Raw genomic sequence first — 21194 nt, forward strand, 5'->3', positions numbered from 1 at the left:
AAAGATGAATAACCCGAGTTGTATTGGTCTGCGAAAACCGAAGTCGGTCTTGGCATACCTGATATCTTGCCAAATGCTGCTGTTGCTGAATTCTTCCAGCGTGGCCTATGCGAGCCGTTATTTTAACCCGGCGTTACTGGAAATCGACAACCCGGCGCTGCGTGGGGCAGATCTTTCTGTTTTTGAAGAAAACAGCAGCCAGGCACCGGGTACCTACCGGGTCGATCTTTATCTTAACGGTCAGCAGATAGATACTCTGGATATCGAGTTTCGTCTCCAGCGTGATGCGACAGGGAAGCAAAGCCTACAGCCTTGTCTGAGCGCCGCGAAGCTGACTGAACTGGGTGTAAAGGTAAGCTCCTTTCCCGCTATTGACAGCTCGGAAAGTTGCGTCAATCTGGCGCAGACGATTCCTCAGTCCTCCACCACTTTTCAGTTCAACCAATTGCGACTTAATCTGAGTATTCCCCAAGCCGCGCTGAATAGGAATGCGCGCGACTATGTACCACCTGAACTGTGGGATACCGGCATACTGGCGCTGCTGGTCAATTACAACTTCACCGGCGCCAATAGTCAGGAACGTGAAAGCCAGGGGCAAAACAATAACAACTATTACCTCAACCTACGCTCAGGTATCAACTGGGGCGCATGGCGTCTGCGTAACTATTCGGTGTGGAACCAATACAGCGGCGGAATTTCCTCATGGCGTTCTATTAATACCTACCTGCAACGTGACATCGTTGCGTTGCAGAGCCGTTTGACTTTGGGTGACAGCACCACAGCCAGCGATGTATTCGACAGCGTGCAGTTCCGCGGCGGGCAATTGGCCTCGGAGGGTGAAATTCTGCCGGACAGCATGAAAGGTTATTCGCCGGTGGTGCGTGGGATAGCGCGCAGCAACGCTCAAATTGTGATCCGCCAGAACGGGTATGTCATTTACCAAAGTTATGTGCCGCCCGGGGCGTTTGAAATTACCGATCTTTATCCTACCGGCGGTAGCGGCGATCTGAGTGTGAGCGTTCGCGAAGCCGATGGTCAGGAACAAAATTTTGTAGTGCCTTATGCAGTGGTGCCGGTATTGCAACGTGAGGGGCGCTTTAAGTACAGCCTGACCAGCGGAAAGTACCGTTCTTACAGCGGCGGTGTCGATGAACATCCCTTTAGCCAGGCTACGGGTATTTATGGTCTTCCTTGGGGCGCGACGATCTATGGCGGGATGCAAGCCGCCAGCAAGTATCAGGGGGGGGGCGCTGGGTTGGGGGCAAAATCTGGGGGCGCTTGGAGCCATGTCCACCGACGTCACGCAGGCCTGGACCAAGCAGGAAGCGCAACCCAAAGATCAGGGGCAATCATGGCGGCTGCGCTACGGTAAAAACTTTATCGAGTCCGGCACTAACTTCAGCCTGGCCAGTTACCGTTATTCCACGCGTGGTTTTTATACCCTGCAAGAGGCGCTTGAGAGCTATGGCGGCAGGGCGTTCCATAACGATCACAAGAAAAGCCGTGCCGAACTGATGCTGAGTCAAAGCCTGTGGGAGAGGGGCGGATCGTTATCGCTCAGTGTGTTCAGTGAAGACTACTGGAACGACAATCGCCGCTTCCAGTCGGCAAGCGTCAGCTACAACAACAATTGGGAAAGCGTGAGTTACGGCTTGAATTATACCTTCAGCCAGAACGGATATGACAGCAACGGAAATCGGACCTATGTGCGTGACCATATTGTGGCCTTCAACGTCAGCGTGCCACTGAGCAAGTGGCTACCGGGAAGTTATGCGACCTATAACATGAACAGCAGCCGCAATGGTGCCACCAGCCACAATCTTGGCTTGAGCGGCAGCGCGCTGGAGGGCAATAACCTGAACTACAGCCTGAGCCAGGGTTATACCGGCCGAGGCGTAGGGGCCAACGGCAATATTCAGGCCGATTACAAGGGTTCTCTGGCGGAACTGAATTTGGGCTATGGCTATGACCGTCACCGCCGGCAGGTGAACTATGGCATTCAGGGCGGCGTGCTGGTGCATCAAAACGGTATCACGCTGTCCCAGCCGCTGGGCGATACGGTCGCGCTGGTGCAAGCGCCAGGCGCAGCGGGCGTCAACGTGCTGAACCAGACCGGGGTGAGCACCGACTGGCACGGTTATGCGGTAGTGCCTTATCTGACACCTTATCGCCGCAATATCGTTGGGTTGGATGGGGACTCGTTCGCCGATAATGTCGATATGACGCTCAGTAGCCAAACGGTGATCCCGACCCGTGGCGCGGTGGTACGCGCCAGCTTCAACCCTAACGTCGGCCAGCGCGTACTGATGACGCTGCTGACGCGCAGCGGTAATCCGGTGCCTTTCGGCGCTACGGTCGGTGCTGCCAACAACGCGGGTATCGTCGGTGACGGCGGGCAGGTTTATCTGGCAGGTATGCCTGAAAGCGGCCAGTTGCAGGTTAAGTGGGGCCATGACGCAACCCAGCAGTGTCAGGTCAGCTATCAATTGGCTAATCAACCCGAAAGCGGTGGGATTCGCCTGGTCAACGGGCAGTGTTTATAAGGTGCGTTTGATGAAATCAGTAAAATCAAATCAAAGAGTTGTGATTTATTATGGCCTGCTTTGCGCCGCTATGTTCAGCACAACGCAGGCACTGGCTGCCTTTGGCCAATGCAGGCCGATAGGAGGAACTCATCAATTTTCATTTATGTTTGCGCCTACGCTGAGCAGGCCGGAACAGAACATCACCGGTATGGTGATTAATAATGCCTCCGGTAATAACTGGAATCTGAGCGATACCTACGATGTGCAGTGCGAATGCACTGACCGCACGGCGTCTTATGTCACCGCTCGGTCGAGTCTGCCGGTGCAAAATCATATAGACGGCCCTTTAACCTATTACGTGCTGAATGAATACCTGGCTGTGGCCAGTGAGGTGTATGTTGGCGGCAATCTGCAACAGTATATCCCGACGCCTTTCAGCAATATTTCCAATCGAAAAACGGAACTGGAGCCCGGTGAAAGCTGTGCGAGCGCGCCTTATAGCAGCGGAGCCAGAGGCCGGGTTCATCTCTATTTTCGCCGACCTTTTGTCGGCCAGACCATCATCCCCAGTACCCGGTTGGTCGAGAATTATGTCTCTGTCGTCAATGGCGTGAGCAGCGTTACCCCGGTATCCACGGTCACGATGAGCGGTGTGGTGACCGTGCCGCAAAATTGCGAAATCAGCCCACAGACGGTGATGATTGATTTTGGTGACATTCTGTCTACCGATTTTCAGACCAAAGGAAATATGCCGCCTAATTTTACCCCGTATCAGAAGGAACTGACTCTGGCCTGTCGCAATATTTCCGCAGGGGTCAAGATCAGTCTGTCATTCAGAGGGGAATCCGACAGCAATACGCCTGGGGCGCTGAAGACCACTAACGGCAGTATAGGGGTAATGATTATGGATCGGTCCGGTCATTCTGTTTCGCCGCAAAATGGGCGTCTGGACGTTGATTTCAACTATCCCAGCCAGAGTGGCAGCACTAGGTTCAGCGCGTATCCGGTCAATACCACCGGGCAGATGCCCGCTGTAGGTAAATTCAATGCGACGGCGACCATTCAGGCAGAGATTCAATAAGTGGATTTTTAACCGTGGGGGGATTGTGTCCTCAAAGAAAAGGAGAGCGTTATGTTTAATGGCTTGAGTGGAATAAGCCGGGCGCTGGTCATTGCCGGCATTTTTCAGGTGGCGTTTCCGGTTGCGGCGGCAAAGTTACAGATAACCGGCACCATCAAAGCGGCGCCTTGTGTTGTCGATGGCGCAAACAGCAACATTCAGGTAAATCTCGGCGACAATATTTCTGCCGCTATCCTGGGGAGAGCCGGCTCCGGCAGCGAATGGATCGAATTTCCGCTAACGCTGAAAAACTGCCCGACCACCACCACCTCGGCGACGGCGACTTTCAGCGGTTCGGAAGCGGAAGAGGGGGCCGATTTATATAAAAGCGTCGGCACATCGCGCAGGGTACAAATCGAGTTGCAAAGCCAAAGCGGCAGCAATCTGGGTAACAATAAAAGCATGGCGCAATCGGTCAATCCACTGACGCACGAGGCCATATTCAATCTTCGGGCCCGAGCGTACAGCGTGAATGGTGGCGCCACGCCCGGCAGTATTGATGGCGTACTGCAGATTGCCTTTGTCTATGAATAGGCATTTATAGCGCCAGCATTCTTGACTGCCGGCTGCCGATGCTGAAGACCGGTGTTGCCCGGTGATGTTTCCAGGCACGAATGGTTGACGAGGGATCGTAATAGCAAAGTTAAGGTGATGATATGACTATTAATTATCAACACAGTAATATGCCAGATTCAAAGGATACATACGATAAAAAAACCGGAACCCTAGTCATTATGGAGCCCTGTTCCATCACTGCGTTAGGGATTAGTAACCTATTGATCGAGTCTTGTGGTTTTCGGCAGGACAATCTTCTGCTGGCGAGAAGCCTTGCCGAGCTGAAGGCCACGTTAACCCGACATCAGCCCCGTCTGTTAATTATGGAGCTGTGCGGCAAGTCGGAGTCCGTATTGGATGGCTTGAGACTGATTGCCGATATACATGAGCAGTCGCCTAATACCGCGTTACTCGTGTGCACTGCGCTGGATGAGCCCAGAGTGTTGCGGCAGCTGATAGCTTCAGGTATCCGAGGCATGACGTTGAAACAGGAGCCTGCTGTCGCGCTGGAACATTGTGTACGGCAGGTTTTGGCGGGAAACAGTAACTTTAGCCATCGCATCCGCCAACGTGGGTTGCATGAAGCCGCAACAGAGAAGCCCCTGACGGTACGCGAGTTGGATGTCTTGGCCCAGCTATTTTCCGGTAAAAGCGTGACCAATGTTGCTTTGACGCTGTGCCGCGATATCCGCACCGTCAGCACGCACAAGCGTAATGCCATGTTAAAGCTGGGTTTTCATAATGATGGCGAGCTATATCTTCAGGGGAAATGGATGGCGGTGAATGGCCCGTCCTTTGTTCGTTAAGGGCGTAAACTGGCAGCGTTTTAACGCGGCAGCATAGAAGGAAGACAGGAGCAGGATATGCAGGTTTCACGTCACCAACGGTTGAACATTGCGTTAATGGATCGTTGCCCATTGACGCTTGATGGATTGGCAAGTTTTATGAGTACGCTCTCGACGCGGGGAAAGATCGTGGTACGGGAAACCAGTATGAGAGAGGCGGCAGATGGGGCAATCTACCAACAGGCCGACGTCTTGATTGCCGAATTGAATGGCGTGGGCGAGAGTACGGAACAGGGCCGGGAGATACTGCTTGACCTGTGCGCTCAGTTACCGGCCTTGCGGGTGGTGGCCTATACCCGCAGCCAAAGTGTCGAAGAGCTGGCACTGCTATTGAGCCAGCCTAATATCAGCATTGTAGCGCGGGATGATGCGTTACCCCTGGTAGCGGAGTTTTTCAACCGGGTGCTGAACGGAGAGCGAGTATTAAGCCCACAGATTGGTGCCTGTCTGGCGCGTACTTCCGCGAGAGAAACGACGGTGACGCGTGAGCTGACCCGTTGTGAAAGCGATGTTCTGGCCTTTTTGTTTAATGGCATGAGTTTGCGGGAGATTGCCGAATTGCAGCGGCGCAGCATCAAAACCATCAGCGCACACAAATGCAGCGCCATGCGTAAGCTGAAGGTGTCGAACGACAGTGAACTGTTTTCACTGCACAGCAAAATTACCCGCCAGCTTGCGGGAGAGTGGCAGAGAAGTACGCAACGTTAAGGCGTGTTGGTGTCCCGACGAGTTTCTGGCAGCAGTGAAAGAACCGCATCGGCAATGATAAACTGCGGGAAAAGCTGCGCTCCGCATTTTTCAAATGAAATGCCCCTAAGAGATCTATTTCATGGTGTTTCTCCTTCGGGGCATTCAGTCTCTATTTATCATTTTTTTTATATCAAATATTGATAATTCTGAATCGTTCTACGTTAGTGGCAGTATAAATTACGGTGTTCTGAATGTTTTTATGCCCCAGATAATCCTGGATCAGGCGCGTATCTATCCCTCGGTCAGCCAAGGCATAGCCGCAGGAGTGGCGAAGCATGTGAGGATGCACTTGAACGCTAATGCCGGCCATTTCACCGTACATTCGCATCAGCCGATACAGCTGTTGTCGCGATATTTGCCCACCGTGGCGTGACAAAAACAGCCACTGGCTATCGGCTTCAAGATAGCCTGGCCTTAGGCCAAGCCACTTCAATAAGGCATTGCGCTCCCGGGGTTGTATTGGGTGCTGAACGGAAAATCCATTTTTCAACCGGAATATGTGTACCCGATTAGTTGTAAGATCAATATCCTGTAAACGTAATGAACGGAGTTCGCTGACCCGTAAACCATGAATAAAACACATCAGTAGCAAACAACGGTCCCGAACACTGTTTTTACCCTCAGGAACGGCTGAGATAAGTTGCTCAATTTCAACCTGGCTGAGAAATTTACGTTTCTTCATTTTAATTACCTAGGCTATTAACGTTGACGGGGTTTTAATTAGTCGGCTTTTTATTAAAGCACTTAACGCAGAGTGACGGCAAAGAAAATAAAATTACTTCAAGGTGTTAATGGTAAATTCATATATTTATTTTATTCTTATTTTTTTAGTGAATGTTTTTTTGATATTTTCCATTGATAAATAGGCGGCTTTTTGAGTGGTAGCGCGCATTTATATTTCCATTAATTCAATTTAGTACTCCGCGGCCCGATATCCGTATGGAATATTTCTGATAACCATGCTGCCCCGGATGGGGATGTTTTCTCGCAGTGCCGCCAGTGATATGAGAATTATTATTGATATCATTCTCTCGCCGCTTACAATGCCTGCCATCTCAAGATTTCAGAGTAAGGGTTTTTTATGGAGTTGCTACGGGTGGTTTACCATCAGTATCGTTGGCCGTTTCTGGCGGTAATGGCGTTGACCATGGCTAGCGCGGCGCTGGGTATCGGCATCATCGCCTTTATCAATCTGCGGCTGATGGCGGCGGCGGGCAACCCACTGACTGTGCTGCCGGAGTTTCTTGGGCTACTGGCTTTGTTGCTGGCGGTGACGCTGGGATCGCAGCTGGCGCTGACCACGCTTGGCCATCATTTCGTATTCCGGCTGCGTGGCCAACTGGTGAAGCGGATCCTGGATACCCCTATTGAACGGATTGAGCAATTGGGCAGCGCTTCTCTATTGGCGAGCCTGGCCAGCGACATACGCAATATTACTCTGGCTTTTGTCCGGCTGCCGGAACTGGTGCAAGGGGTGATACTGACGCTGGGGTCTGCGGCCTATCTGGGCTGGCTTTCACCGCAGATGCTGGCAGTGACCGCTGTCTGGGTGGCGGTGACGGTTTTTGGCAGCGGGTATCTGGTATCGCGAGTGTATCGTCATCTGAGCAGCGTGCGTGAGGCGGAAGAGCGCCTTTACCAACATTATCAGTCTGCCATTGACGGCCGCAAAGAACTGGTGCTAAACCGTGACCGTGCCAAGGCGCTCTATCAACAGGCCTACCTGCCGGATGCTGAAGGCTACCGTTACCATATTATTCGTGCCGATACCTTCCATCTCAGCGCGGTAAACTGGTCGAATATCATGATGCTGGGCGCCATTGGTTTGGTGTTCTATATGGCCAACAGCCTGAGCTGGGCAGATACCGCCATTGCGGCGACCTATTCACTGACGCTGTTATTTTTGCGCACGCCATTGCTGCAAGCGGTAGGGGCTTTTCCGACGCTGATAGGGGCAGAAGTGGCCTTCAACAAGATCAAATCCCTGCGGCTTGCCGATTATCAGCCGGCATTCCCAGCCGTTGCCACCAAAGCCTGGCAAACGCTGGAACTGCGCGACATCATATTCCATCACGGTGCGACGGAGCAGAAAGCCGGATTTGCCGTTGGGCCCGTCTCCCTGACGTTGCGCCGGGGGGAATTGGTGTTTCTGATTGGCGGTAATGGCAGCGGAAAATCAACGCTTGCGTTGTTGCTGACCGGTCTGTATCAGCCGGTCAGCGGGCAGATCCTGCTGGATGGCGTTGCGCAGGAAGCATCGGATATGCACGACTACCGCCGTTTGTTTTCCGCCATTTTTACCGATTTTCATCCGTTCCACCATTTGCAGGGGCCGGATGGCCGGCAGCCTGACGCCGAATTGGTGGAAAATTGGCTTAACCGGTTGAACATGAAAAACAAACTGGAATTTGACGGCCTGAGAGTGACCAATCCGCAGCTGTCGCAAGGGCAGCGTAAACGCCTGGCTTTGCTGCTGGCGGTGGCAGAACAGCGGGATATCTTGCTACTGGACGAATGGGCAGCGGATCAAGATCCGCAATTTCGTCGCATCTTTTATCGAGAGTTGTTACCGCAGTTGCGTGAATTGGGCAAAACGGTATTTGCCATCAGCCATGACGACTACTATTTCGAACAGGCCGATCGGCTGTTGCAAATGCGCGATGGGCATCTGATGGAGTTGTCGGGCAGCGAGCGTGATCATGCCAGTAAGGACTCAGTTACGCAAATTAGCTGATCTATTGCATCCCTTTCAGGCCGGTTTACGCGGCCTGAATTAAGGATTCAGTCGCTCAAGCCGCAGTTAACGTTCTCTTCTTCATTTCTTTTTACCGCCAAACCGCCCGCCGATTTAGGTTAAATCCAGCCATCGGTTTTAATAATAATTCATTTACTGATGGTTTGATTTTGATCGTTTTTATCGTGTCACACTATCGGGATACTGATAGTTGAGTTGTTGTTAGCCTGTGCCCTATGAAGTGCAGCGATGTCGTTTTTTGCACTATTTACTATTTAATGCAAGGTCGCTATTCAGCGTGTTTTCTTGAAATCGCCATGCGAATAACCTGTTTCATTGATTTATTAATCTTATCAATTACTATTTTTTAATCATATTAATCTATTGGTTAGGTGAGGCGTGATAGGGAAGGATGTGAGGGACATCAAACGTAGGGCTTGGTTGTGCGTGTTTATCGGCTGCGGGGTGTTTGGCTGGGTATTGCCACCGTGATTTATGGGTTGCTGATGATTTAGGAAGTATGTCGATGGACAAAAAACGCGTTAAAAATGGTAAGAGCGCTAAAGAGCGCAGCCTTGCCAAGATACCGCCTCGCTGGCAGTTGAGCGCCGCACAGCGCGATTTTATTGACGATCTCTGGCTGGTGGATGGCCCGGATTCTGTGCCGGCGCTACCCACCCGCCACGAGGTTAGCGGATGATGCGATTACGCCCGGCGAGAACGCCAAACAGCATTTGCAGCAGGGTCAGGCCCAGCAGGATACTCAGCGGCAATTGCCAACCTTGAGTCAGGTCGTGCAGCACGCCGAACAAGGTTGGGCCTAGCGCCGTCAGCAAATAGCCTACCGATTGCGCCATGCCTGACAGCTGCGTGGCCTGGTGTTGATGCCCGCTGCGCAAGCCAAAGAATGACAGCGCCAGCACCAAAGAACTTCCCGCCCCCAATCCGGCAAAGATTAACCATATCAGCGAGTTTTCCGGCAGTAGCAGCAGGCCGGTGACGCCAATAAAAATCAGCAACGAGCTGCACAACACGATAGCGCGTTGATCGCGCGCGCGCGGCAGAATAAATACCATGACAAAGTTGGCGGCTATCGCCATCATCTGGTAGATAAACAGTTCGAAACCCGCCTGTTGCGGCGAGGTGCCGTGGCTGGCGGCAAAGGCGCTGAACCAACCGATAATGGTGTAGAAGGTGATGGACTGTAAGCCCATAAACAGCGCTACCTACCACCCGAGCGCGCTGCCCCATGGCGAACGGGACGGCGTTAAAGAGACTGGTTGTGTCACACCGGCCGTCAAAGCCGGCGGGCGGCGCAACTGCGGCAGCCAGACAATCAGCGCCAACAGGGCGGGCAGGCTCCAGCACAGCAGAGAGAAACGCCAGCCGAGGTTATTCAGTGACGCCAGCGGCACCGCCAGGCCGGAGGCGGTAGCGGCAGCCAGCGACATCACCGCCGCATAGCCGGCAATTATGGCGGCGGCACGGCTCGGGAAGTCGCGTTTTACCAGCGTTGGCAACACCACGTTGGCAAAAGCGATGGCGGCGCCGATCAAGACGCTGCCTAACCACAGCATGCCGTTTTGCGGCAGGGAGCGCAGTACAATGCCCGCCATCAGCAGCAGCAGCGCCATGCCCAACGTGCGTTCAATGCCGATTCTTTTGGCCAGGCCCGGCGTCATCGGCGATAAGACGGCAAACAGGATCAACGGCAGCGAGTTGAGCAAGCCGGCAGCAGTGGCGGACAGCATCAGCTGTTGCTGGATCTGTTCCAGTAACGGGCCCACGCTGGTCAGCGCGGCGCGCAGGTTAGCGGCGATCAGCATGATGCCGGCAATCAGCAATAAGGAGTGACGTAAACGGCTGCGCTTCGTGGCGGCAGATTTTGGGGATAACGCGGAGTGTGGCATGAATTCCTCGCACCAGCATGCAGCCAATCAATGCTGCAAGACATGATACGTTGATTGACGTTAACGCTTACGTACCGGCAGGGTACCGATATCTGCGCGCAAGTGTAGGGAAGAACGGGCGGCCTGACAAGGGGCGCTTAACCGGCGCGTACGGGCTCTGCCCTTAAGCGATTGCGGCCCGATGAAGGGTAAGAGCGCTCATCGGGCCGCAATCGCTTCGTTAACCGGCGACAGGCAACGGGCTAAGCGCCATGCGCGCCGGTTCATTCTCTTCCGGGCGACTAAAGCGCCAGCAACTGTGGTGATATTTAGCCACGCTGTTGCGGTGTGCCACGCTCACCAACGTCACCTGCGGCAACTCATCAACCAGCAGGCAATACATCAGTTGCTCGGTTTCATCATCCAGCGCGCTGGTGGCTTCGTCGAGGAACAAAATATCCGGGCGGGTCAAAATGGCACGGGCAAAGGCCAGCCGCTGCTGTTCACCCGGTGAAAGGCGGTGGCTCCAGTTGGCACCGGTGTCCAGCCAGCGCTGCAAATGCTTCAGGCGGCAATTTTCCAGCACTTTCAGCAGTTGTTCATCGCTGTAGTCGGCGGCGAGGTGAGGGTAACTGAGTGCCTCCCGCAACGTGCCTATCGGAATATAGCTGCATTGCGGCAGGAATAATGCGCGGCAGGCGGTGTCCAGCCCAATGGCACCGGAGCCGTACGGCCAGATGCCGGCGATAGCGCGCAGCAGCGTCGATTTGCCGCAACCCGAAGGGCCGACGACCAGCACGCGTTCGCCGCGTTTCAGCGTCATGGAGCTTGCATTCAGCAAGCTCTGGCCGTTCGGCAGTTGCAGGCTGAGGTGATCAAGAATCAACGGCTGGGTGCTTTCCGGCCGCAACTGAATGCCGCGTTGCTGGTGGTGTACCTGATCTACCGCGGCGTTAAAACCGGCCAGACGGTTCACGCAGGCTTTCCAGGTGGCGAGATCGCTGAAAGCGTCGATAAACCATGACAGCGCCCCCTGTACCTCGCCAAAAGCGGAGGCAATCTGCATCATGCCGCCCATCTGGATGGCGCCGGAAAAGTAGCGCGGCGCCGCCACCAGCAGCGGGAAAACGATGGCGAACTGGCTGTAAAAGTTGGAGGCAATGTTGAGCCGCCGGGTGATCCGCATGATCGACCACCAGTTGGCGCGAAGGGTCTCAAAACGGCCGCCCAGCTGTTGCGCTTCACGGGGTTCGCCGTGGTACAGCGCGATGGCATCGTTGTTTTCGCGGATGCGGATCAAGCCAAACCGGAAGTTCGCTTCATAGCGCTCCTGGTTAAAGCCGAGCCGGACCAGCGGCTTGCCGACCCACCAGATCAACAGTGAGCCCAGTCCGGCGTACAACAGCGCAAACCACAGCATATAACCGGGCACGGTAATGGTGTGCCGGCTAATCATAAAGGTCATGGGTCCGCTGACGTGCCACAGAATGGTGATAAAGGAAAACAGCGTCACCAGGCTGGAGAGCAGCCCGAGAGACAGTGACAGCGTGTACTGGGTCAGGACGTTGAGATCCTCGGCGATACGCTGGTCCGGGTTATCGACGATCTGCTGTTGCTCGGTATGGTAATAGGCCTGATGCGCCAGCCATTTACCCATGAATTTTTCCGTCATCCAGCGCCGCCAACGCATTTGCAGGCCTTGGGTCAGGTAGATTTTATACACCGCCAGCACGATGAAGATCAGCGCCAGATAGGTGAAACGCCACAGTTGTGCCTTGAACACAGGGTAGTTTTTGTTTTGCAGCGCGTCATAGAACACCTGGTTCCACTGATTGATCTGCACGCTGATATACACCAGCCCGAGCGACAGGGCGACGATGGTGATCAGCATCGACCAGGCTCGCCATTTCTCTTCCGAAACCCAAAAAGGTTTAATCAACTGCCAGACGGCGCGTTTTTGCGTTGGGGGGCTGTTCATAAGGCTCTCGAGTTTTTACGTTCCGATCAGCATGAGCCGCCGGCCGGTAACAAACAAACCGTGACATGTAAGCAGTTTTAACGTGGCTAACCGTTTGAAATATTGTGGATGAATCCGTAGAGGTGAAGCCGGGGGACATGAGGGTTATACTGGCGCCGAATTACCGGTTACTCACTCTGGAAAGGATAAGGCATGAAGGCGTTGGTTCCCCTGCTGTTGATCTATGGCGCGCTCGCCAGCGGCCAGGCGATGGCACATATTGATGAACCGGATATTGATGCCGATTGCCAGAAAGTGGCGGGCTATGCCGAACTGGGGAAAAGCGCATACCAGCGGGGCGATTATGGCCGGGCGGCCGATGTTTTCCGTGATCAGGCCGCCTGGAGCGAGTTTTGCGGCCTGAACGAGCAGGCGATCGCCACTGCTTATAACAACGTGGCGCTGTCGCTGATGCATGCCGGCGAACTGCTCAAGGCGCGCGCTTATCTGGCGCTGGCGCCGAAGGATGCGAAATCCCAGCATAATCTAAAGCTGCTGCAGCAACGTCTGGCGAAGCAAGCGCCGGTGAGCGGGCTGGCTGGCGTCTATTGGCAGTACGCCGGGCGCGGCGTATGGAGCGAAGTAGAGGTCAAGCCTCAGGGCGGGCGCTGGCTGATTAATTATTCCGGCTATTATATGCCGCAAATGGGGCTGTATTACGGGCCGAATATGGGCGAGTTCGCCGAGGTATTGCCGATTGAACGGGGCAAGGCGGTATACCGCCAGCGGGAGCCACAGGACGGGATGGCCTGTGACGTGGTGATGCAATTTACGGCAGATGCGGTGGATATGCGTACCAAGGGCGACTGCGGATTTGGTTTTAACGTACAGGCGCAGGGGACGTTCATACGGGTCGAATAATCGGCTGCGGGGTGCGCAGCCGAAACAGGATTATGCCCAGTTCACCGCGCCGCTCAACAACGCTTTCCAGGCATCAGCGTTGCCCAAATAGTTGCCTACCGGGATCTGGCGCAGCTGGCCTTCGCTGTCTTGCAACGCAAAGGTCGGGAACCCCTGGCCCTGGACTTTGGCAAGGAATGCCCGGCTTTCCGCAATGTGTTGTGCGGTCGGCGCGCCGGCGTTAAAGTGCATCTCGGCAATGAACGGGGCAGAGGGCAGGCCCAGCTCTTTCGCCAGGGCTTCCAGCACCGGCGTATCGGCGATGCGACGGCCTTCCTGGTAATGCGCTATCTGAATGCGGTGCAGCATATCCAGCCCGCGTCCCCCCAGCGCTTCAGCCGCCAGAATCGCAGTAATCGGCGGCTCGGAGTCCATGATCGCCGTGATATCTCGCAGCAGACCATTGAAATAGGCTTCACCGTAGGTCTGGCCGGTCAGCTCCGCAATGCGCTTGTCATGCGGAATCACATAGTTACGCCATTCATCCGTGATCTGGCGGCGATTATTGCCGGTCATCATGCCGCCGGCGTGCAGGGCAACAGTCAGCCCTGGAATGCTCTTGGCCGCTTGCACCAACGGCGCTGCGCCATAGCACCAGCCGCACAGCGGATCGAAAACGTAATGCAGAGTTGTACCGGTCATCTTTAATTCCTTGTGATGTTCTGCGGCCGAACGCCGCAGAACATTGGGCCTGTCAAAGGCCGTGTAGTCTGAATGGCGACGCGCTTATTGCGGCCACTTCATCTCGCCCTTCAGCACCTTGGCGCTCAGTTCCAGGCTCGATTCATCTTTCAGGTTCGGGTAATGCTTTTTCATTGCCGCAATCAGCGCCGCAGAATCTTTGGCTTTCGGCAGTTCGGCTTCCAGCGTAGTCAGGTAGTTCTGGGTGAAGGTCACGGATTCCAGAGTCTGCGGCGCGCCCGGCAGGAAGTGGCCAGGGACGACGACTTTCGGCTTCAGTGCCTTGATGCTTTCCAGCGTTTGCTGCCAGTGAGCGCGGGATTCCACGCTCTGGTTATCGGCGATCCACGGGTGGATATTGTCGCCGGCTACCGGGACGCCGCCCACGACCGCCTTCAGCTCAGGGATCCACACGTAGGTGCGTTCCGGCGTTGGGCCGGTCAGGCCTTTCACTTCCACTTTCTGGCCGTCGATGGTGAAGCTATCGCCCTGCAGTGCCTGAGGAACCACTACCGCTTTAGGCGCGTTCTCTTTCAAGATCGGGCCCCAGTACGCCATTTTGCCGTCTTTGGTGGCGTTGATTTCTTTGATCGTGTCCGGTGACGCGATGATTTTTGCCTGCGGGAACGCGGCTTTAATCACGTCCAAACCAAAATAGAAATCCGGATCGGAATGGCTGATGTAGATGGTGGTCAGTTTCTTGCCGGTCGCTTTGATCTTTTTCACCAGTTCTTCGGCGTCGTTGCGTTGGAACTGGGCGTCGATCAGCGCCACTTCGTGTTTACCGCTGATGATTTCCGAAGAAACCGGGAACACGCTTTTCTCACCCGGGTTGTACACGTCCAGGGTCAGGGCGTCAGCCGCGGCGGCGTAGGTGCTTACTGTGGCGATGCCGGCGAAAGCCAGGGTCAATAATGATTTCTTAAACATGGGCAGAGGTCCTTTTGGGTATCAGCTGTTGTACAGATGTTAGGTTGCATAAAGCGTTAGAAAAACCGGATAATGAGCAATTATTCATTGCGTAAATCGGACGAATCATGGATCGCATTACCGCAGCTGAGGTTTTTATCACCATCGTTGATCGCGGCAGCATGATTGCCGCTGCGGAAACGTTGGAAATGTCGCGTGCGATGGTGACGCGCTATCTGGCGCAGATGGAGCAATGGGCCGGTGCACGTTTATTGCACCGCACTACCCGTAAGCTTAGTCTGACTGACGCTGGAGAGCGCACTCTCGAACGTTGCCGGCAGATGCTGGCGCTGGCGGGTGAGATCGATCTGGTGGAAGGCGAGCAAAGCGATGAATTGCGCGGTCTGCTGCGCATCACCTGTTCACAGTCGCTGGGCCAGACCGCGCTGGTGGGGGCGGTGGCGCAATATCTCAAACGCCATCCGCAGGTGGCGGTGGATTTGCAAATGAATAATCGGGCGGTAAATCTGGTGGAGGAGCGCATCGATCTGGCGCTGCGCATCACCAATGAACTGGATCCCAATCTGATCGCCCGACCGCTTTCTTCTTGCGCTTCGGTGGTATGCGCTTCCCCGGCTTATCTGGCAGCGCATGGCACGCCGCGCCATCCGCAGGATTTGGCGTTGCACAACTGCCTGACTTATTCCTACTTCGGTAAAAGTCTGTGGCATTTTGATTCTCGGGGCGTGAAGTCGGCGGTGGCGGTCAGCGGCAATCTCAGCGCCAACGAGTCGGTGGTATTGATGGCGGGGACGGTGCAGGGCGCCGGCATTTCCATGCAGCCTTATTATTCGGCGGCGCCATTGCTGGCAAGCGGTGAACTGATAGAACTGATGCCGGATTATCGGCCGCAGTCGATGGGGATTTACGGCATTTATACCTCGCGTCGCCAAATGCCGGCGACCTTGCGCACCATGCTGGATTTTCTGGTGGAGTGGTTTGCCAACGATCCCGCCTGGCGGGCGACGCTGCGCTGATAGCGTTAACACGACAGCAACATTTGCACACATTTTTCATCGTCAGCGCATTCAAACGGTTAGCGAGTTGATGATGGCTTTTTGTGCTCAACGGGGCTTTGTCACTGGTTTCAAGGCCGGTTGCCGTGCTATTTCTGTAGCGTGAAAAGAGCGAATAAGACTTAATAATTATAGGGTTAAGAAAATATCCCCGCGCTTTGAATAACACCTTCTGACCCTTTTCATGGGCAGTCTGTCAGGCTGTCCGGCAATTCCGTGAGTTTTTACCGGCCCCGTGCGCCTGATGCCGGGGCTTTGTTGATTGGGAGCGTTACACATGCCTGTTTCTCTGCTTGCACTGGCGTTAAGTGCATTTGCCATTGGCACCACCGAATTCGTGATTATGGGGCTGCTGCCTGAGGTGGCGGGGGATCTTCAGGTCTCTATTCCTTCAGCCGGTTGGCTGATCAGTGGCTATGCCCTTGGCGTGGCGATCGGTGCCCCCATCATGGCGCTGCTGACGGCGAAGTTGCCGCGCAAGAATACGCTGTTGTTGCTGATGGTGATTTTTATCTTCGGCAATATCATGTGCGCCCTGGGTTACAGCTACGATTTCCTGATGCTGGCGCGCATTGTCACCGCGTTGTGTCACGGCGCGTTCTTCGGCATAGGTGCGGTGGTGGCCGCCAATCTGGTGCCGCCGAATCGCCGTGCTTCCGCTGTGGCGCTGATGTTCACCGGCCTGACGCTGGCCAACGTGCTGGGGGTGCCGCTCGGCACCGCGCTGGGGCAGGCATTGGGCTGGCGCTCGACCTTCTGGGCGGTGGCGGTCATCGGCGTGCTGTCCCTGCTCGCGCTGTACAGCAAGCTGCCGGCGGTGGAGGATGAGGCGCCAACCGATCTGAAAAAAGAACTGGCGGCCCTGCGCGGCGGCGGCATCTGGCTTTCGCTGCTGATGACGGTGGCTTTTGCCGCGTCGATGTTTGCGCTGTTTACCTATATCGCGCCGTTGCTGACTGAAGTGACCGGCATTTCATCGCAGGGTGTAAGCTGGACGCTATTGCTGATGGGCGTAGGTTTGACGTTGGGCAATATCGTCGGCGGCCGTTTGGCGGACTGGCGCTTGCCGGTTACGCTGACCTGCACGTTCCTGGTGATTGCCTTCTTTGCCGCGCTGTTCAGCTGGACCAGCCATTCTATGGTGCCGGCGGAAATGACCTTGTTCCTGTGGGCGGCCGCGGCATTTGCCGCCGTGCCGGCGCTGCAGATCAACGTCGTGACCTACGGTAAAAAGGCGCCGAACTTGGTTTCCACGCTGAACATCGCCGCGTTTAACGTGGGCAATGCCATCGGTGCCTGGGTAGGCGGCGTGGTGATCGCCCAGGGGATGGGGCTGACCAGCGTGCCGCTGGCCGCTGCGGCGATTGCGCTGCTGGGGTTGGTGCTGTGTCTGGTGACTTTCAGCCGCGCCAAGCGGCCGGCTAGCGCTTAATCACTGCGGCCAGGCGGACGGGAAGAGCCTCCGCCTGCTGCTGCATATGCTGAATGAAGGCCGTGACCAGCGCCGATGACGGGCGGTGCAGCGGCCGGATCAGGCTGACGGTAAAAGGCACTTCAACGCTGAACGGCCGTACGTGCACGCCGCCGTTGGCGTAATCGAGCGCCGTCAGCGGGTTCACTATCGACAACCCCACACCTTCTTTCACCATGGCGCATACCGATGCCGCGCTGTGGGTTTCCATGATCAGACGGCGGTTAACGCCTTCCTCATTAAACAGCGAGTCGAGCAACTGACGGTAGCTGTCGGTGTTCGACAGGCTGATAAAGTTTTGCCCGTCGAAGTCTTGCGGCGTCAGCGCCGCTTTCGCCAACAGCGGATGCCCGGCCGGCAAGACGCACACCTCGTTCAGCGTCATCAACGTCATCCGCTCGGTGCCCGCCGGGGTCAGGGTGTTTTCCGTCAGGCCCAAATCGTGGCGCTGTGCCGACAACCACTCTTCCAGCAGCGGCGACTCCTGCGGTATCACGCTGAAGCTGACTTCCGGGTAGCGATCGATAAAGGGTTTGCACACTGCCGGCAGCAGCGACTGCGAAAATACCGGCAGACAGGCGATGGAAAGCTGCGCCTGTTGGAACTGGCGGATGCCTGAAGCGGCGTTGACGATGCGTTCCAGGCCGTAATAGGAGCGCTGCACTTCTTCGAACAGCCGCAAGCCCTGCACCGTCGGGTATAAACGCCCGCGCAGCCGATCGAACAGCTGCAATTGGAGCTGTTTTTCGAAACGCGCAAGCTCACGGCTGACGGTGGGCTGAGAGGTTTGCAGCAGCGCTGCGGCCTCAGTCAGATTGCCGGTGGTCATCACCGCATGGAAAATTTCAATCTGGCGCAGGGTAATTGCGTGCATCGGCGCGCTCCATGAACGGATAAGTCCATATCATAAATGAATAGACTTCGGCTAAATAGATATTTTCCACGCGAGAAAGAGTGCGGCACTATTGACGACATGACTTCACTCACATTTTTGATCCGGGAACATCACCATGCCACGCGCTTTGCACGACACGACTACCGCCCTCAACGCCGCTAACCTGCTGGCCTTGCCTGAGCGTTTTGGCTGCCCGGTCTGGGTCTATGACGCGGCTATCATCAGCGAGCGTATCAGCCAGTTGCGCCATTTTGACGTGATCCGTTTTGCCCAAAAGGCCTGCTCGAATATTCATATTCTGCGCCTGATGCGCGAACAGGGCGTTAAGGTGGATTCTGTTTCGCTGGGCGAGATTGAACGTGCGCTGCAGGCCGGTTTTCAGCCGGGCGGTGAGCCAAGCGACATCGTGTTCACCGCCGATGTACTGGACCACGCGACGCTGGCGCGCGTCAGCGAATTGAAAATACCGGTCAATGTCGGTTCGATCGACATGCTGGATCAACTGGGCCAGGTTTCCGTTGACCATCCGGTGTGGTTGCGTATCAACCCGGGCTTTGGTCACGGCCACAGCCAGAAAACCAATACCGGCGGCGAGAACAGCAAGCACGGGATTTGGTATGCCGATTTGCCGCAGACGGTGGAAAAAATTCAGCAATACGGCCTGAAGCTGATCGGTGTGCATATGCATATCGGTTCGGGCGTGGATTACCAGCATCTGGAGCGCGTGTGTGACGCCATGGTGCAGCAGGTGATCGAGCTGGGTCATGATATCAGTGCGATTTCTGCCGGCGGCGGGCTGTCGATTCCCTATCAATACGGCGAAGAGGCGATTGATACCGAACACTATTTTGGCCTGTGGAACAGCGCGCGCGAGCGCATTGCCGCCCATCTGGGTCATCCGGTGAGCCTGGAGATCGAGCCCGGTCGTTTCCTGATGGCGGAAGCCGGAGTGTTGGTCGCCGAGGTGCGTGCGGTGAAAGACATGGGCAGCCGCCACTTTGTGCTGGTGGACGCCGGCTTCAACGATTTAATGCGTCCGGCGATGTACGGCAGCTATCACCATATTTCCCTGCTGCCGGCCGATGGCCGCAATACCGAGCATCAGCCGCTGCGCGACACCGTGATTGCCGGGCCGCTGTGCGAATCCGGCGACGTGTTCACCCAACAGGCCGGTGGCGGCATTGAAACCCGCGAGTTGCCGCCGGTGCAGGTAGGCGACTATCTGGTATTCCATGATACCGGCGCCTATGGCGCTTCGATGTCTTCAAACTACAACAGTCGTCCGCTGCTGCCGGAAGTGTTGTTCGAGAAGGGTGAGCCACGGCTGATCCGTCGCCGGCAGACCATTGAAGAGTTGATTGCGCTGGAACTGATCTGATGCCGATGGGCGTAGCGCACTGCGCCCATCTCAGAGTGCCATCCGCCGATGCTGGCCGTTGGGCAGCTCAACCTCTAACGAAAGCGTGCCGCCCGTGGCTTCAATGTCGCGTTTCAGTGAAGAGAGTTTTATTTCATTACCGCGTTTTTCCAGATTAGCGACCGACGGCTGGCTGATGCCAAGCCGTTTCGCCAGTTCTACCTGAGACACCGCAAGTTCTTCTCGCAGCATCGCCAGCCGCAGTTCAAAAATTTCTTTCTCCGCCTTTTGCCGGGCTGCCGCAACGACGGTGGGATCGAGTTTATCGATCAGATTTGATAAAGGCTTGGCCATATGCGTTACCTCTGGGTTGCCAGATGATGTGAACAGCGTTTGGCGCCCGAGAATATCAATCGGCGTAGGGGCCAGGAGCTACGGAGTCGCGCAGCCGAAGTTCGCCGGTGAACGGGGAAAGCGGGGGAAGGTTTTCGCCATTGATCAGGCGGAAAGCCTGGCTGATAGCCGCTTCAATCATCACGTCGATCGGCAGGTAAACGGTGGATAGCGCGGGTTGTAAATAGGCGGCGCTCGGCTCGTCGTCAAAACCGAATAACGAGACGTCCTGCGGCAGGCGCTTGCCCGCTTCGTGCAGCGCCTTCATCGCACCGACGGCCATATCGTCGTTGCAGGCGAACAGCGCACTGAAACCGGCATCGCCGGCCAGCAGGCTGCGGCTGCCCTGATAGCCACTTTGCACGCTGCTGTCGCCATAGGCCACGCGGGCATCGTCGAAGGCAATTTTGTGCTGCTCAAGTGCTTGGCGATAACCCGCCAGCCGCGCCTGGGCTGTGGGGGTGGCGATAGGGCCGGTGATGCAGGCGATCTCGCGGTGCCCCTGTTGAATCAGATAATCCACCGCTTGGAAGGCGGCCTGCTGCTGTTCGAAGAAAACACAGCGCGCACGTGCCTGTGGCAGATCGCGGTTGATCACCATGATCGGTATCGGCAGGCTGTCCAGCAGGGCCATTAACGCTGATTCGGACATGAAACGGGTATAGAGAATGATCGCGTCGCAGCGGCGATCGGCCAATAACTGCACCGCCTGCAGTTCATCTTCCGGCGTATCGTGGCCATCGGTGACTATCAGGTGCTTGCCGCTGGCCTCGATAAGCTTGGCGGCCCGGCGCAGCAGACGCCCGAAATAGGGGCCGTCGAAGTTGGATACCACCAACCCGATGCTGTTGGAGCTTTTATTCGCCAGTGACTGGGCGAGGAAATTCGGGCGGTAACCCAGTTCGTCCATCGCTTTGAACACCGCGTCGCGGGTGCTTTTTTTCACCTGGCCGGTGCCATTTAACACGCGTGAAACCGTGGCTTTGGATACCCCAGCGCGAAGGGAAACATCCAACATGGTGATCATCAGTGGCTAACCCCTTTTCAACATCCGCTGCGGCAAATAACGCTCAGTTT

The 21194-nt window shown here is 55.6% G+C and carries 17 protein-coding genes and 2 pseudogenes; 11 read left to right on the plus strand and 8 right to left on the minus strand.

The features are described 5' to 3' along the window. The first annotated feature begins 4 nt into the window (after positions 1-4). From V2S86_RS20765 to V2S86_RS20785, 5 genes and pseudogenes are all read left to right on the plus strand, one after another. Positions 5-2543: pseudogene (locus V2S86_RS20765) on the plus strand (fimbria/pilus outer membrane usher protein). Positions 2544-2553: 10 nt separating this feature from the next. After that, complete coding sequence (locus V2S86_RS20770) at positions 2554-3606, plus strand: fimbrial protein (protein WP_330763960.1); 1053 nt, start codon at positions 2554-2556, stop codon at positions 3604-3606. A 51-nt stretch (positions 3607-3657) separates the two neighbouring features. Then, a complete protein-coding gene (locus V2S86_RS20775; RefSeq protein ID WP_330763961.1) occupies positions 3658-4179 on the plus strand; it encodes a fimbrial protein in 522 nt (173 codons plus the stop codon). A 122-nt stretch (positions 4180-4301) separates the two neighbouring features. Next, the gene (locus tag V2S86_RS20780) at positions 4302-5006 is read left to right on the plus strand and encodes a response regulator transcription factor (RefSeq protein ID WP_330763962.1); all 705 of its coding nucleotides are present in this window, start codon (positions 4302-4304) and stop codon (positions 5004-5006) included. 57 nt (positions 5007-5063) lie between these two features. Then, positions 5064-5753, plus strand: coding sequence for a response regulator transcription factor (locus V2S86_RS20785; RefSeq protein WP_330763963.1), 690 nt, complete (start codon positions 5064-5066; stop codon positions 5751-5753). Between the two features lie 172 nt (positions 5754-5925). Here the strand turns inward: V2S86_RS20785 and V2S86_RS20790 are convergent, their stop codons facing one another. Then, positions 5926-6477 carry a tyrosine-type DNA invertase gene (locus V2S86_RS20790; RefSeq protein WP_330763964.1) on the minus strand — a complete coding sequence of 184 codons (552 nt, stop codon included), beginning with the start codon at positions 6475-6477 and terminating at the stop codon, positions 5926-5928. Between the two features lie 399 nt (positions 6478-6876). Here V2S86_RS20790 and V2S86_RS20795 point away from each other — a divergent pair, with 399 nt between their 5' ends. After that, positions 6877-8529 (plus strand): multidrug ABC transporter permease/ATP-binding protein, encoded by a 1653-nt coding sequence (locus V2S86_RS20795; protein ID WP_330763965.1) that lies wholly within the window; start codon positions 6877-6879, stop codon positions 8527-8529. Between the two features lie 526 nt (positions 8530-9055). Then, positions 9056-9229 carry a hypothetical protein gene (locus V2S86_RS20800; protein WP_330763966.1) on the plus strand — a complete coding sequence of 58 codons (174 nt, stop codon included), beginning with the start codon at positions 9056-9058 and terminating at the stop codon, positions 9227-9229. Here the strand turns inward: V2S86_RS20800 and V2S86_RS20805 are convergent. Together V2S86_RS20805 and V2S86_RS20810 are read right to left on the minus strand one after the other, a co-directional pair. Further along, a pseudogene (locus V2S86_RS20805) lies at positions 9219-10439 on the minus strand (CynX/NimT family MFS transporter). The gene V2S86_RS20800 and the pseudogene V2S86_RS20805 sit on opposite strands and share 11 nt — an antisense overlap. A 220-nt stretch (positions 10440-10659) precedes the next feature. Beyond that, positions 10660-12396, minus strand: coding sequence for an ABC transporter ATP-binding protein/permease (locus tag V2S86_RS20810; RefSeq protein ID WP_330763967.1), 1737 nt, complete (start codon positions 12394-12396; stop codon positions 10660-10662). 192 nt (positions 12397-12588) lie between these two features. Between V2S86_RS20810 and V2S86_RS20815 the strand changes: the two genes are divergently transcribed. Beyond that, a complete protein-coding gene (locus V2S86_RS20815) occupies positions 12589-13296 on the plus strand; it encodes a tetratricopeptide repeat protein (protein ID WP_330763968.1) in 708 nt (235 codons plus the stop codon). A 30-nt stretch (positions 13297-13326) separates the two neighbouring features. On the opposite strand, the gene V2S86_RS20820 is transcribed toward V2S86_RS20815, so the two are convergent. Next, the gene (locus V2S86_RS20820; protein ID WP_330763969.1) at positions 13327-13977 is read right to left on the minus strand and encodes a DsbA family protein; all 651 of its coding nucleotides are present in this window, start codon (positions 13975-13977) and stop codon (positions 13327-13329) included. Positions 13978-14061: 84 nt separating this feature from the next. Next, positions 14062-14946 carry an MBL fold metallo-hydrolase gene (locus V2S86_RS20825; protein WP_330763970.1) on the minus strand — a complete coding sequence of 295 codons (885 nt, stop codon included), beginning with the start codon at positions 14944-14946 and terminating at the stop codon, positions 14062-14064. A 107-nt stretch (positions 14947-15053) separates the two neighbouring features. Between V2S86_RS20825 and V2S86_RS20830 the strand changes: the two genes are divergently transcribed. Together V2S86_RS20830 and V2S86_RS20835 are read left to right on the plus strand one after the other, a co-directional pair. Continuing rightward, positions 15054-15962, plus strand: coding sequence for a LysR family transcriptional regulator (locus tag V2S86_RS20830; protein ID WP_330763971.1), 909 nt, complete (start codon positions 15054-15056; stop codon positions 15960-15962). A gap of 316 nt (positions 15963-16278) precedes the next feature. Beyond that, positions 16279-17433, plus strand: coding sequence for an MFS transporter (locus V2S86_RS20835; RefSeq protein WP_330763972.1), 1155 nt, complete (start codon positions 16279-16281; stop codon positions 17431-17433). Here V2S86_RS20835 and V2S86_RS20840 read toward each other — a convergent pair. After that, positions 17423-18346, minus strand: a complete 924-nt coding sequence (locus V2S86_RS20840; RefSeq protein ID WP_330763973.1) for a LysR family transcriptional regulator — start codon at positions 18344-18346, stop codon at positions 17423-17425. The two genes, V2S86_RS20835 and V2S86_RS20840, sit on opposite strands and share 11 nt — an antisense overlap. A gap of 136 nt (positions 18347-18482) precedes the next feature. Here V2S86_RS20840 and lysA point away from each other — a divergent pair, with 136 nt between their 5' ends. Continuing rightward, a complete protein-coding gene (lysA, locus tag V2S86_RS20845; RefSeq protein ID WP_330763974.1) occupies positions 18483-19745 on the plus strand; it encodes a diaminopimelate decarboxylase in 1263 nt (420 codons plus the stop codon). A 30-nt stretch (positions 19746-19775) separates the two neighbouring features. On the opposite strand, the gene V2S86_RS20850 is transcribed toward lysA, so the two are convergent. Together V2S86_RS20850 and V2S86_RS20855 are read right to left on the minus strand one after the other, a co-directional pair. Continuing rightward, entirely contained in the window at positions 19776-20078 is a 303-nt protein-coding gene (locus tag V2S86_RS20850) for a helix-turn-helix domain-containing protein (protein ID WP_330763975.1), read from the minus strand. 55 nt (positions 20079-20133) lie between these two features. Further along, complete coding sequence (locus tag V2S86_RS20855) at positions 20134-21144, minus strand: LacI family DNA-binding transcriptional regulator (protein ID WP_330763976.1); 1011 nt, start codon at positions 21142-21144, stop codon at positions 20134-20136. Positions 21145-21194: the final 50 nt, after the last annotated feature.

It is taken from the genome of Serratia sp. C2(1) (assembly GCF_036352655.1).
Classification (GTDB): domain Bacteria; phylum Pseudomonadota; class Gammaproteobacteria; order Enterobacterales; family Enterobacteriaceae; genus Serratia; species Serratia inhibens.

Bases quoted from the DNA above. Each gene is read 5' to 3' on its own strand.
- V2S86_RS20780 (WP_330763962.1), top strand. From the start codon at position 4,302: ATGACTATTAATTATCAACACAGTAATATGCCAGATTCAAAGGATACA.
- V2S86_RS20850 (WP_330763975.1), bottom strand. From the start codon at position 20,078: ATGGCCAAGCCTTTATCAAATCTGATCGATAAACTCGATCCCACCGTC.
- V2S86_RS20820 (WP_330763969.1), bottom strand. From the start codon at position 13,977: ATGACCGGTACAACTCTGCATTACGTTTTCGATCCGCTGTGCGGCTGG.
- V2S86_RS20855 (WP_330763976.1), bottom strand. From the start codon at position 21,144: ATGATCACCATGTTGGATGTTTCCCTTCGCGCTGGGGTATCCAAAGCC.
- V2S86_RS20825 (WP_330763970.1), bottom strand. From the start codon at position 14,946: ATGTTTAAGAAATCATTATTGACCCTGGCTTTCGCCGGCATCGCCACA.
- V2S86_RS20810 (WP_330763967.1), bottom strand. From the start codon at position 12,396: ATGAACAGCCCCCCAACGCAAAAACGCGCCGTCTGGCAGTTGATTAAA.
- V2S86_RS20840 (WP_330763973.1), bottom strand. From the start codon at position 18,346: ATGCACGCAATTACCCTGCGCCAGATTGAAATTTTCCATGCGGTGATG.
- V2S86_RS20775 (WP_330763961.1), top strand. From the start codon at position 3,658: ATGTTTAATGGCTTGAGTGGAATAAGCCGGGCGCTGGTCATTGCCGGC.
- lysA (WP_330763974.1), top strand. From the start codon at position 18,483: ATGCCACGCGCTTTGCACGACACGACTACCGCCCTCAACGCCGCTAAC.
- V2S86_RS20815 (WP_330763968.1), top strand. From the start codon at position 12,589: ATGAAGGCGTTGGTTCCCCTGCTGTTGATCTATGGCGCGCTCGCCAGC.
- V2S86_RS20800 (WP_330763966.1), top strand. From the start codon at position 9,056: ATGGACAAAAAACGCGTTAAAAATGGTAAGAGCGCTAAAGAGCGCAGC.
- V2S86_RS20830 (WP_330763971.1), top strand. From the start codon at position 15,054: ATGGATCGCATTACCGCAGCTGAGGTTTTTATCACCATCGTTGATCGC.
- V2S86_RS20835 (WP_330763972.1), top strand. From the start codon at position 16,279: ATGCCTGTTTCTCTGCTTGCACTGGCGTTAAGTGCATTTGCCATTGGC.
- V2S86_RS20790 (WP_330763964.1), bottom strand. From the start codon at position 6,477: ATGAAGAAACGTAAATTTCTCAGCCAGGTTGAAATTGAGCAACTTATC.
- V2S86_RS20795 (WP_330763965.1), top strand. From the start codon at position 6,877: ATGGAGTTGCTACGGGTGGTTTACCATCAGTATCGTTGGCCGTTTCTG.
- V2S86_RS20785 (WP_330763963.1), top strand. From the start codon at position 5,064: ATGCAGGTTTCACGTCACCAACGGTTGAACATTGCGTTAATGGATCGT.
- V2S86_RS20770 (WP_330763960.1), top strand. From the start codon at position 2,554: ATGAAATCAGTAAAATCAAATCAAAGAGTTGTGATTTATTATGGCCTG.